The sequence below is a fragment of the Thalassotalea psychrophila genome, assembly GCF_031583595.1.
Classification (GTDB): domain Bacteria; phylum Pseudomonadota; class Gammaproteobacteria; order Enterobacterales; family Alteromonadaceae; genus Thalassotalea_A; species Thalassotalea_A psychrophila.
On the sequence record NZ_CP134145.1, the window covers coordinates 1,705,171 to 1,717,826 of the forward strand.

The 12,656-nt window shown below is 37.7% G+C and carries 10 protein-coding genes; 4 read left to right on the forward strand and 6 right to left on the reverse strand.

All coding sequences use genetic code 11. From position 1 onward, the window contains the following. Positions 1-5: 5 nt before the first annotated feature. The 4 genes from RGQ13_RS07115 to RGQ13_RS07130 all read right to left on the reverse strand — a co-directional run bounded on the left by RGQ13_RS07115 (position 6) and on the right by RGQ13_RS07130 (position 4,368). Complete coding sequence (locus RGQ13_RS07115) at positions 6-830, reverse strand: hypothetical protein (RefSeq protein ID WP_348392862.1); 825 nt, start codon at positions 828-830, stop codon at positions 6-8. 298 nt (positions 831-1,128) lie between these two features. After that, positions 1,129-1,947 (reverse strand): hypothetical protein, encoded by an 819-nt coding sequence (locus RGQ13_RS07120; RefSeq protein WP_348392863.1) that lies wholly within the window; start codon positions 1,945-1,947, stop codon positions 1,129-1,131. A gap of 199 nt (positions 1,948-2,146) precedes the next feature. After that, positions 2,147-3,124 (reverse strand): helix-turn-helix domain-containing protein, encoded by a 978-nt coding sequence (locus RGQ13_RS07125; protein ID WP_348392864.1) that lies wholly within the window; start codon positions 3,122-3,124, stop codon positions 2,147-2,149. Between the two features lie 20 nt (positions 3,125-3,144). Continuing rightward, positions 3,145-4,368 (reverse strand): dipeptidase, encoded by a 1,224-nt coding sequence (locus tag RGQ13_RS07130; RefSeq protein WP_348392865.1) that lies wholly within the window; start codon positions 4,366-4,368, stop codon positions 3,145-3,147. 207 nt (positions 4,369-4,575) lie between these two features. Here RGQ13_RS07130 and RGQ13_RS07135 point away from each other — a divergent pair, with 207 nt between their 5' ends. Continuing rightward, a complete protein-coding gene (locus tag RGQ13_RS07135) occupies positions 4,576-5,649 on the forward strand; it encodes a flavin-containing monooxygenase (RefSeq protein ID WP_348392866.1) in 1,074 nt (357 codons plus the stop codon). Between the two features lie 159 nt (positions 5,650-5,808). Here RGQ13_RS07135 and asnB read toward each other — a convergent pair whose 3' ends face one another. Both asnB and RGQ13_RS07145 read right to left on the reverse strand, forming a co-directional pair. Continuing rightward, positions 5,809-7,473 (reverse strand): asparagine synthase B, encoded by a 1,665-nt coding sequence (gene asnB, locus RGQ13_RS07140; protein ID WP_348392867.1) that lies wholly within the window; start codon positions 7,471-7,473, stop codon positions 5,809-5,811. A gap of 232 nt (positions 7,474-7,705) precedes the next feature. Then, entirely contained in the window at positions 7,706-9,337 is a 1,632-nt protein-coding gene (locus RGQ13_RS07145) for a M28 family metallopeptidase (RefSeq protein WP_348392868.1), read from the reverse strand. A gap of 187 nt (positions 9,338-9,524) precedes the next feature. Here RGQ13_RS07145 and RGQ13_RS07150 point away from each other — a divergent pair, with 187 nt between their 5' ends. The 3 genes from RGQ13_RS07150 to pheS all read left to right on the forward strand — a co-directional run bounded on the left by RGQ13_RS07150 (position 9,525) and on the right by pheS (position 12,648). Next, entirely contained in the window at positions 9,525-10,307 is a 783-nt protein-coding gene (locus RGQ13_RS07150; RefSeq protein WP_348392869.1) for an ABC transporter ATP-binding protein, read from the forward strand. 1 nt (position 10,308) lies between these two features. Next, the gene (locus RGQ13_RS07155) at positions 10,309-11,511 is read left to right on the forward strand and encodes an ABC transporter permease (RefSeq protein ID WP_348392870.1); all 1,203 of its coding nucleotides are present in this window, start codon (positions 10,309-10,311) and stop codon (positions 11,509-11,511) included. A 156-nt stretch (positions 11,512-11,667) separates the two neighbouring features. Further along, positions 11,668-12,648: a phenylalanine--tRNA ligase subunit alpha gene (gene pheS, locus RGQ13_RS07160; RefSeq protein WP_348392871.1), complete on the forward strand. Its 981-nt coding sequence runs from the start codon at positions 11,668-11,670 to the stop codon at positions 12,646-12,648. The last annotated feature ends 8 nt before the right edge of the window (positions 12,649-12,656 follow it).

The following is a 12,656-nucleotide window of genomic DNA, read 5'->3' on the forward strand; positions in this document are numbered from 1 at the left end:
CAAGTTTAATTATGTATCCAGGTGTTAATTACGTTTTCAACAACTGGCGTGATTGAAAACGTGATCATGTAATCAGGAGTGTAAAGATCATTCTTTTCTACATAATAATCAAAGTCCATACCAAACTTCCAAGCACGACCACCTAAAATCGTGGTTTTACTGACCGTAAAGTTAACTGGTAATGTTAATTTGTCATCTTCAATCTCGTGATTATATTCAACTTTTGGTGCAGAGCCCCAAGTCCAACCACCTTGCTCAATGTTTATCCACATTAATTGTGAAGATGTTACGCTCATTTTACCGGCGTTACCTAACTCACCTTCATCGATACTTTCAAGGTGAGACGTATATGCACCGATTAAGCCCGTACCATCTGCTTTAAATTTACCTAAAAATAATGCAGGACCAACAGCTGTTACTTCACCACCACCAACATCAGAGCTGCCTGTTGGTAAAGAACCAACCATACCGAAAGCCATTAGAGACGTTGGGTCTTCTTGCTTTGGAGCGAACACTAAATCGAAACCAATATCACCAATTCCAGATTCATCAGAACGATTATCATGAATAATTGGAACTGCAGGCCGAAAAATAACTTTATCGCCACTGTCCATTGTAAACGGTAAAGACGGTTGGAATAACGTCAGTTTAACTTCGCTGCCATCATCATAGGATTTATATTGATTTTTAAATGTCATACTTGCCATTGCAGTATTTGGGTTAGCGAGCTCTTTTGCCGCTTCATCAGCACTTACTTCTTTAGCAATTGTATTGCCACTGGCAATTAAAGCAACCAATGTTGCTGCAGTTAATAGTTTGTTCATTTGCATAGGGGTTACCTGTAAACTTATCTAATTTATTAATTGGGCGTATCTTAGTTGTAAAAATAGACAAGTTCCATATCATTTTACGCCAAGACAATTTTTTACAGGTTGTTGATTTATATGTTAAATAATTGTAATTTTATGTTTTCAGGCTTGAGTGTGGTTAGAGTAGAGTTAACTAGTTTTAATATATTTAAACAAATAAACCAAAATTTAAAAGCGTTTTATTACATGGTAATACATGGAAAAGGGACGAACATCGTCCCTTTGTAAATCTATAAACATTTCAGGTATAGAACAATAATTAAAACCAATTATTAATTACATTTTCTACAACCGGGCCTACGGTAAATTCAATCATCCAATCTGGGCCAAACTCTTCGTTGTGTTCAACATAGTAGTTGATACCAACGCTGAATTTCCAAGCGCGATCGTTCAGCATTACGGTTTTACCTACAGAAAGGTTCACTGGAATTGTCCATTGGTCTGCTACGTGATCATAGGCAATATCAGGACTTGTACCAATATTGTAACCACCTCCAGGAAGGTAGACAGCAATCACCTTGGTATTCGTGCGACTTACATCGATATCACCACTTACATCCCATACGTGCGAAGAGTGAACACCCAAAACAGACGTTTTACCTAGTTGAGCTACAATAAACTCAGGACCGAAAGCTGTGGTTTCTCCCATACCTAAATCTTTATCACCAGTGGGCAATGAGGTAAGCGCACCTGCCCCCCAAATCATGCCTGTTTTAGTTGCACCGCCGTACATTAAATCGAAACTTATGTCACCAATACCAGTTTCAGATTGCCAGTTGCCATTACCATCAAGGCCTGTATGCAGGTCAACCATTAATGGGATTGCCGGACGGAAAAACATCATATCGCCGTTATCTAATGTAAATGGCATAGATGGTTGGAAAACAATAGTTTGATTTGCTTGCCCTGTTTTCATTTCCTGATATTGGTATTTAAAGTTTAATGTTGCATTTGGGTTGTTTGGATTAGCTAACTCTTTTGCCATTTCATCAGCTGATTTTTCATCAGAAGCCAATGCCGGTATTGAAGTTAAAGCCGCTACTAATGCGATTGCAGTAATTTTATTTACAAGTTTCATCTTTATTTCCTTGGAACATGTCTGCTAGACAAATTAATTGCAGGGATTATAGAGATATGAAATTGTAAATGTATATCATTTAACGCCATTACATGCGATTGCATACCATAACATTCTTTAATATCAAATCGTTGAAAATGCAGGTCATTTTGTTGTGTGTGGGCTAAATGGAGTGAGAAAGCAACCTGTTAATTAGAATTTAGCTATGCTGTTTTCTATATTGGCTTGGTGACATTGAGGTTGCAGCGCGAAAGGCACGGCTAAAATTATTATAGTGGCTATAATGCAAGTTCTCGGCAATCATTGAAATTGTATAGCGGCTTTCTTTAAGCAGTTGCTTCGCCATGTTTATACGTAATAACTCAATTAATTTTCGGTATGTAAGTCCTCTATCATGTAAATAGCGTTGTAAGCTGCGCTCACTTACACCTGTGATCAATGCCGCTTGTGGCAGGGTAGGTATAAAGTCCTGTAAGTATGGGGTTAAGACCAGGGTAAGCTCGCCAATAATATCATCGCGATAAACAGGTAAATCAGAACGCTTTATACCTGTCGCATTAGGAGCCTTGTTTAATACATCTTGTTCTACAAGTATCCGGTTACTGCTGTGATTTAAATACAACTGTGCCTTGCTAACATAGTCATGCTTAAGCAAACTAGGAATGTCTGAGGTTAGTCCAACCTCTTTTGGAAGCCATTCACTGGCAGTATAATAACGAACAATTTCGATGAAGGTTGCGATAAACATTTGTTCAAATGTATGAAATTGGGTATCAGAATATTGACGTTGACTAAAACAAAACCAAAGACCAGATGGAGACTTTTCATAATACATTTCAGCGTTATTGGCTGAATCGTTATTAAGTTCAATAAAACCTTTTAACGCATCTTCAACCGTAGCACTGCTGGCTGCAATATAGTTTAGATAATGGCTAATGTGATGGATTTTAACTTTAGTTATTAAGTCAAAACCAAAATCAACAATGCCAATTTCTTCTTCAATAATTCTAAACATTCGGCGAATACAAGCCCAACTGATCACAGCATCATCTTTTGATATGGCTGATTTGGGAAACATAGCTTTGTCAAATGTCTGTTTAATATCTATCTGATGCTCTTGCAGTAGATTTCTTACTGGCTTTAAAACCCAAGAGGACATAAAAAATACATTTTTCATGGAAAATACCTAGCGAGTTGTTAATTACTATAGTTATTAGAAAAATCTTCAACCATTTGCCAAACCCTAAATACATTGCCTGAAAGGATTTTTTCTATATCCTTCTCACTGTAACCTCGTTTTAATAAACCATCTATCAGGTTAGGGTAGCTAGATACATCTTTTAAACCAGTTGGTAAGCTGTCCCCAACACCGTCGTAATCTGAGCCAATCCCTACATGATCAATACCGATAAGGTTAACTACATGGTCAAAATGGTCGAGAACATCATCAGTTGAAGCAAATGGAAAGGGCGTGTTAACTAGGTATTCTTGTCTAAATGCTTTTACTTCATCGCTGTTAGGTGTAACCGTATTTTGCGCCATAAACTCATTCAACTTTAATTTATAAGCGTCTTTGTGCTCTATGGCCGCTTGCGAAATAAATGAAGAGCCAAAGTTTATTTGAATTACACCACCGTTTTCTTTTAACTTCAGCAACATATCATCACTCATATTTCGTTCAAAACCAGGAGTGAATTTTCGCGCAGAGGAATGAGATGCAATAACAGGAGCTTTAGATATACTCATGACTTGATAAAATGCATCATCAGAGATATGTGATACATCTATCATCATACCAATGTAGTTCATCTCTTTTACTAAACTTTTTCCAAAGTTAGTAAGGCCGCTCGCTGGGCGTAGGGGATCATATGATGAATCTGATATATGGTTCGTTTTTGAATGGGTCAAGGTTATGTAGCGCACACCACGGTCATAGAAATGTTTTAAATTTTCAATTTTACCTTCTATTGGGCTGCCGTTTTCCATACCCATAGGCAGTGATATTAAGCCTTGCTGAAAGTGTTTTTTTACATCGCTTACGCTGGTAGCTATTGCAAATTTTTCAGGTGCACTGTTTACAATAGACTCAACCGAATCAATTAATTTGTCGGCGACTTGTTTAGATCCACCACTAAGTTCAAAAGCAGGCGGAATATAAATAGACATAAATGGCGCGTTTAAGCCGCCGGATTTTGCTCTTGGGTAATCAAAATCTCCGCCATCAGTGGCTTTAGTAACATCAGCCCATTGCTCTTCCAGTCGGTAGGGGACGTCAATATGACCATCTATAATTATATACTTTTGCGCGATTTGTGCTCCATCCAGAACCATTTTTGTTTCATTTTTTGTCGGTTCGGAACACGCTAGTAAGCTAGATAGGCTGAAAGCTAGCGCGGATATTTTAAAAGCAAAATTTGTCAAAATAATTTCCAAGGTTCAAGAGTTAAATTTATAAATTTACATTACTACATTAACGGTAAAAAAGCCTATAACAGTAGAAAATAAAAACCTATTTACGTCTAGTGTACAGATTTCAAGGCACGCTTTGTTGTGTTAATTTATCAAAATAATGCAAATTTAGCGCCAAATTTGTTAGCATGCGCTCGAATTCTTAATAAACGGTAAAGTATGTACGATTATATTGTGGTAGGTGGTAGCCAAGCAGGGTTAGCTATGGGTTATCAATTAAAAAAACTAGATGTTAGTTTTTTAATTGTCGACAGTGGTAACGAAATTGGCAGCGCTTGGTTAAATCGTTGGGATTCTTTAACGTTATTTACGCCAAAGCAGTATAACGGTCTTCCAGGTCTTCCTTATCAAGGCCCTAATGAATATCCAACGAAAGTTGATGTTGCCGCTTATTTAACTAATTATGTATCAAAGTTTAAGCTACCTATACAGCTTAAAACGACCGTTCAAGCATTACATAAAAATAACCAAACCTATACTCTAGATACTTCTATGGGCGAGCTGCATTGTAAAAATGTAGTTGTCGCTACAGGTCCATTTCATACGCCTTTTATTCCTGATTGTGCAGCTAATATCGACGCTGGTATTACCCAATTACATAGTTCAGCCTACAAGGGCCCTAAGCAATTACAACAAGGGGACACGTTAGTTGTGGGAGGCGGAGACTCTGCTGTACAAATTTTAGCTGAAATTTCTGAGACTGATCGTACTTGCTACAGCTCTGGCATAAATAGCTTAGCGTCATTGCCACAGTCATTTTTAGGCAAAACGTTATGGTGGTGGCTTAAAAATATCGGTGTTTTATCTTTGTCGAAATACTCATATTTAGGCAAACAAATTGCTAAACGCATGCAACCAGTTATTGGCACAAATGTTAAAAAACTACTCAAAAAAAGTAATATTAAGCAAGTTGGCCGAACCGTTGCTGCTACGTCTAATTCAATCACGTTTAGTGATACAGAAGTGCACAGTATAAAAAACATTGTTTGGGCAACAGGGTACAAGCCAGATTTTTCTTGGTTAGGTAATGTAAAGCTTGATGAGCAAGGTTACCCTGAAAATTATCGCGGCGTATCTGCCGTGCAAGGATTATATTTTATCGGTTTACCTTGGATGCATACTCGAGGTTCTGCGACTCTAGGTGGAGTAGGGAAAGATTCTGAATACTTGCATCAGTACATTACTAACTTAACAGCAACTCCTGACAATGTTCCTGCTGGAAATTTTGCTTAAGCTATTCACCTTTGGCTTCGCCATTACGCGCGAATAAATTCACGCCAACCAGCGTTTATATCCGGTTAATTTCCATGGTTGGTCCGAATTCATTCGGACGTAAAAAAGGCTATAGATATCATCTATAGCCTTTTTAAAATGAGCCTGTTGAATGTGCTACTAGTAACTTTCGTTATGCACCGCTTGTACAGCACGGCCAGAAGGATCAGCCATATTTTTAAAGCTTTCATCCCAAGCAAGCGCTGTTTCAGTCGAACAAGCCACTGATTTACCACCTGGTACACATTCAGCAGCAGATGCTAGAGGAAAGTGTTCTTCAAAAATAGTGCGGTAGAAGTATGCCTCTTTTGTATCTGGTGTGTTGTGTGGAAATTTAAACTCTGCATTAGCCAATTGCTTATCAGATACTTGTTCTTCAACATGTTCTTTTAAACTATCAATCCAAGAGTAACCAACACCATCAGAGAATTGCTCTTTTTGACGCCATAAAATCTCTTCTGGTAAATAACCTTCAAACGCTTCACGCAGGACGTGCTTTTCGATCTTGCCATCTTTACACATTTTGTCTTCTGGATTAATGCGCATCGCAACATCCATGAACTCTTTATCTAAAAATGGTACTCGAGCTTCAATACCCCAAGCCGACATAGACTTGTTGGCACGTAAACAGTCAAACATATGTAGTTTATCTAATTTGCGAACTAATTCTTCATGGAATTCTTGTGCATTTGGTGCTTTATGGAAGTATAAGTAACCACCAAAGATCTCGTCGGCGCCTTCACCTGACAACACCATTTTAATGCCCATTGCTTTTATTTTACGCGCCATTAAGCACATAGGTGTTGATGCGCGAATTGTGGTTACGTCGTAGGTTTCAATGTGATAAATCACTTCTTTTAACGCATCAATACCATCTTGTACGGTAAAAGTAATACTATGATGAATAGTACCAATTGAATCTGCTACTTTTTGTGCAGCAATTAAATCAGGGCTACCTTCTAAACCACATGCAAATGAATGAACCTTTGGCCACCATGCTTCAGAAAGGTCATTTTCTTCAATACGTCGAGCGGCAAATTTTTGTGTAATTGATGATATTAATGAAGAATCTAAACCACCTGACAATAATACACCGTAAGGTACGTCTGTCATTAAATGAGCTTTAACAGAGTCTTCTAACGATGTTCTTAATTCAGCAATATCAGTGGTGTTATCTTTGATTGCATCAAATTCAGTCCAGTCACGTTTGTAGTACTGTTTGATTTCACCATCATTGCTGTCTAAGTAGTGCCCCGGAGGAAACTCACTTACTGTTTTACAAATAGGCATCAACGCTTTCATTTCTGACGCTACAACAAAGTTACCATGTTCATCATGGCCCATGTACAAAGGAATAATTCCCATATGATCACGAGCAATTAAGTAGCTATTACTCGTTTCATTGTATAAACAAAAAGCAAACATACCTTGTAGTTTATCAATGAAATTAACACCGAATTCTTCGTATAAAGGTAAAATCACTTCACAATCTGATTTAGTTTGAAATGCGTAATCAACATTTAAGTTAGCTTCAAGGTTCTTATGATTGTAGATCTCGCCATTAACAGCTAACACATTATTTCGATTTTGATTGTATAAAGGTTGTGCGCCATTTTCGGTATCAACAATCGCTAAGCGCTCGTGCACTAAAATAGCATTGTCATTTGAATAAACTCCAGACCAATCGGGTCCTCGGTGTCTTAATAAACGAGAATGCTCTATGGCTTGTCCTCGTAACGCGCTGGCATCTGACTTGATGTCCAGAATACAAAAAATTGAACACATAAAATATGCTTCCTTAAATAATCAAAATCGAAATAATAAACCTTTATAAAAACTTCAAGGCGACAACAATAGCTTATACGGGCTTAGTTGAGCATTAGTATAAATAAAAGGCCGCAGTGATTTTCACACAGCGGCCCCTGAGAATCTAATATTTGTTGATAAAAATCAATAGCAATTTCGTCTAAATTAGAATATTTATTCAAATTTTTACTTTTGCATTACCTACGGTCACCTATTTACGTTGAAATTCACTGTTTTTAGACCATTGCGGCCAATCTTTTGAGTCTGCAACTTGATAAAGTACATCAAAGGTAACTTGTAGATCTTGTCTTGCGCCAGAGAAATCCCACTCAGGATTATATTCATCACACAATTGGTGATAACAACTGCGCATTTTTGGTAATGTTTTCTTACGATATTCTGCAGTTTTTGCGTCTACTGGATTACCGCCGCCACCTGCGTATAACGAAGGTACACCCACTTTAGCAAAATTGAAATGATCTGAACGGTAATAACTACCCGCTGCTGGATTGGTTTCTTTTACTAACACTCTATTTTGCTTTTTAGCTGCAACTTTAAGGTAATTTTCCATTTCTGATTTACCTAAGCCATTGACCACTAAATCTTTGGTTTTACCTAAAATATTCAAGCTATCTAAGTTTAGTACGCCAACTGTTTTTGCTAATGGGTAAACTGGGTTTTCAGCATAATATTTAGAGCCTAATAATCCTTGCTCTTCAGCTGTTGTCGCTATTACGGTAACTGAGCGTCTTGGCGCTTTATCTAAACTGCCAAGAGCTCTTGCTATTTCAATGATACCGGCAATACCTGTAGCGTTATCATGAGCACCATTGTATACCTTGTCGCCTGCTAAATTGTCATCACTACCCATATGGTCCCAATGGCCGGTTAATAGTAATTGCTCATCTGGAGTTTCACTACCCGGTAACGTTGCAATAAAGTTATGTGATGTAGAGCGCTTAATAGTACTTTTTACTGAAGCTGTCGCGGTTAAACCTAATGATTTGTTAATTGGTCCAAGCATGGCTTTATTTTTATAGGTGTTAAAATCTAAACCTGCTTGGCTAAATAATTCTTTAGTACTTTGGGTGGTTAACCAACCTTCAATTTGCACTCTACTTTTATTGCCATCTTCGGCAAATAATTTATATTGCGGACCAGACCAGCCATTTTTCACTACAGACCAACCGTAAGACGCAGGCGCGGTTTCATGAATAATAATGGCTGCTGCAGCACCTTGTCGGCTTGCTTCTTCATATTTATAAGTCCAACGACCATAGTATGTCATTGCCGAACCAGTAAATAGGCTTGGAATTTCTGACGCAAAGCCAGGATCGTTAACCAGCATTACTACTGTTTTTCCTTTTACATCAACGCCTTCATAATCATTCCACTTATACTCAGGAGCATTGATACCATAACCGACAAAAACAATTTCTGAATCTGTAATAGTTTCTAACTCACTAACACGAGATGTGCCTAATACCATTTCGGTTAAATAATTTAACTCATTGGTTTTTCCCTGACCCTTTATTGAAAGGGTTGTGTCATCACCAGCCGTTATTTCAGATAGCTCAACGGCTTGTAAAAAACTGCCGTTATTACCAGGTTGCCAACCGCTATTTTTAAACTGTGTAGTTAGGTAGTCGAGAACCTTCTTCTCACCGTTAGTAGTAGGTAAGCGGCCTTCAAATTCATCAGAAGCGATAACCTTTACATGTTGATGTAATTTCTCTGCAGAAATATTGTGATATGCCTGTTCGAACGTTTCAGCGCTTACTGCACTGGTAACTGTCACAGTCAATGCACTGAAAAGGCTAATTAATTTAGATTTTGTATTCATAAGGATATAACTCTTATTATATTAAGATGATGTAATCTACCCGTTGTTAAGGCCAAAATAAAGAAGTTGTTACAAAGAGTTAATTTATGTTGCTCAATTTATGTTTGTTTTATTGCTTTGTCATAAATGACCGTTACACTTAATGAAAAACTCTATTCTCCATTTCTGTCAATCCAAAGGGATTTAAATGATATCAGTTGAAAATCTGAGTAAAGCATTTCCAATAAAAGCTCATAAAAAAAAATCAAATAGCCACAAACAAGATCCCCGAGAGCAAGGTAGTCAGTTTCACGCATTAAGAGATGTTAGTTTTCATTGTGACAAAGGAGAAGTATTAGGCTTATTAGGACCAAATGGCGCGGGTAAAACAACTGCCTTAAGGATCTTGTCTACGGCACTAAAACCGGATTCTGGCGCTATTATTGTCAATGATGTAGATGTGGTTAAATCACCAAAGGTCGCTAAACAAAAAATTGGCTTTTTATCTGGTAAAACAGGCTTGTACGGACGCCTAACTGCTAGAGAAAATATCGAGTTTTTTGCAAGGCTGCATGGTGTAACAGACGAATTTTTGAAAAATGAAGCTGATGAAATTTATCAAAGCTTGGCCATAACCAGTTATTTAGACCGAAGGGTTGAGCACCTATCTACTGGTATGCAGCAAAAGGTGTCTATTGCTCGAGCCGTTATTCATAAACCAGAAGTACTTGTACTTGATGAGCCAACCACCGGCCTCGACATAATGGCCACAGAAACAATTATGGAATTTGTGCAATTAACCAAAGAGCAGGGCACAGCTGTTATTTTTTCAACCCATCATTTAGATGAAGTCGCGTTACTTGCCGATAGGGTTTCTGTAATTTATCAGGGGATTAGTTGTTTTGATGGCAGTGTTGGTGATTTTCAACAGCAATCTCGCGAGCTTGATTTACGTAAAGCCTTTATGAATGTATTAAAGGGAGCACAATAATATGTGGCAAGTGTTTATAAAAGAATTAATCGAGTTGTTACGAGATAAAAAAACGCTATTTTTTATCATCGCGTTGCCTATGGTTATTTTCCCCGTTGTCTTTGGTGTCATGGGCTTTTTAGGTACGAAGGCGGCAATTACTGAACAAGAAAAAGTCATTCGCTATGTATTAGTTAATGAGAGTGTTGCACCAGAGTTTGCCACATCTTTGTTTTATCATAATGATTTCAAATCAATGAAAATTGAAGTTGAAAATGAAGAAGACATTATTAACAAAATAAAAGCTGATGAGTTAGATCTAGTTATTGTGCTAAACAAAGACTTTAGAGCACAACTCACTAATTCAGAGCCTTCTGTATGGAAAATTTACTTCAATGGCTCCAACCTCATTGGCGGAACTAAACGTAAAGTTGAAGAAGCGCTAGCTACTTTTAGTGAAACTTTGCAAAAAGAAATGTTGGTTAACTTAGGTTTTGATGAGTCACAATTTGAGGTATTCAAAAAACCGATAGAAATTGAAGAAATTGATACTGCCGATGAACGTGAAAGCTTTGGCGAACAGTTAGGTGGTTTTATTCCTTATTTACTTATTCCATTATGCCTTACTGGTGCAATGTATCCGGCTATTGATTTAGGCGCAGGTGAAAAAGAACGGGGCACAATAGAGACACTATTGCTAACTCCGGTGTCAAGGTTTGCACTGGTGATAGGTAAGTTTTTATGTATTTTTACTACCGCGATTATGACGGCAATGATCACCATTTTTAGTATGGTATTCTGGACTTTTATTGTAGGGCAAGTTTTTGATGTAAAAGAAGTTTCTGAAATATTGTCATCGGTAGGGTGGTTTGAATATTCCTTGATTGTACTCTTGTTGGCTCCTGTTGCCGCAATATTTTCCGCCACGTTATTGGCAATATCAATTTATGCTAGCAGTTATAAAGAAGCACAAAATTATATGGGACCCATGTCAATATTTGTGATCTTTCCGGTCATTGTTGGTATGACCCCGGGCATTAGTCTAAATGCAACTTGGGCATTAGTGCCAATATCTAATGTAGCGTTAGCTATTAAGGAGTTACTCAAAGGCACTCTGGAATATAGTTTGCTAATTCCAATATTTGCCTCAACCGGAGTTTTCGCGTTTATTTCAATACTTTTTTGTGTTTATTGGTTTAATAAAGAGTCGGTTTTATTTAGATGATAGGGCTCAGGCATAAAAAACGTAAAAAATAACAAAAAAATGCTTATTTTTTCTATGTTAGCGGTAATTTTCGTGTAAAATTACCGCTTTTCTATTTTAGGACATTTGTGTCCACAACTAATACTCAACAGCGATAAATAACTCGCGCGAGGGAACATGAATTTAGATGACATTATCTTGCAGGCAGAACAAGCCGTAGCAAGCGCAGCAGATCCAGTTGCACTTGACCAAATTAGGGTTGAGTTTTTAGGTAAAAAAGGCAAGTTAACTGAGCAATTAAAAGGCTTAGGTAAATTAAGTGCCGAAGAACGTCCTAAAGCGGGTCAGTTAATTAACGTGGCTAAACAGCAAGTACAAAAAGCTATTCACTTAAAAGGTGAGCAGTTACGCGCTGAACAAATCAAACAAAAACTAGCTGCGGAATCTATTGATGTTACTCTTCCTGGTAATACTATCGAACACGGTGGCTTACATCCGGTAACGCGCACAATCGAACGTATTGAAAGCTTTTTTGGTGAGTTAGGTTTTGAAGTTAAAGCCGGTCCTGAAATTGAAGATGACTTCCATAACTTTGATTCGTTAAATATTCCAGATCATCACCCCGCGCGTGCTGATCACGATACGTTTTATTTTAACCCTAAGTTAGTGTTACGTACACAAACTTCAGGTGTACAAATTCGTACGATGGAAACTGAAAAGCCACCATTACGAATTATCTCTCCAGGTCGTGTATACCGAAATGATTATGACCAAACGCACACGCCAATGTTCCACCAAGTGGAAGGTTTAATGGTTGATAAAGACGTTAGCTTTACTCATTTAAAGGGTATTTTGCATGACTTCTTACATAACTTCTTTGAAGAAGATCTTGAAATACGTTTCCGTCCATCATATTTCCCATTCACAGAGCCTTCAGCTGAAGTTGATGTTATGGGAAAAAACGGTAAATGGTTAGAAGTATTAGGTTGTGGCATGGTTCACCCTAATGTTTTACGCAGTGTTGGAATAGACCCTGAAGTTTATACCGGTTTTGCTTTTGGTATGGGAGTTGAGCGATTAAGCATGCTACGTTACGGCGTTAATGACTTACGTTCATTCTTTGAAAATGATCTTCGCTTCTTAAAACAGTTCAAGTAGGAAAGCCA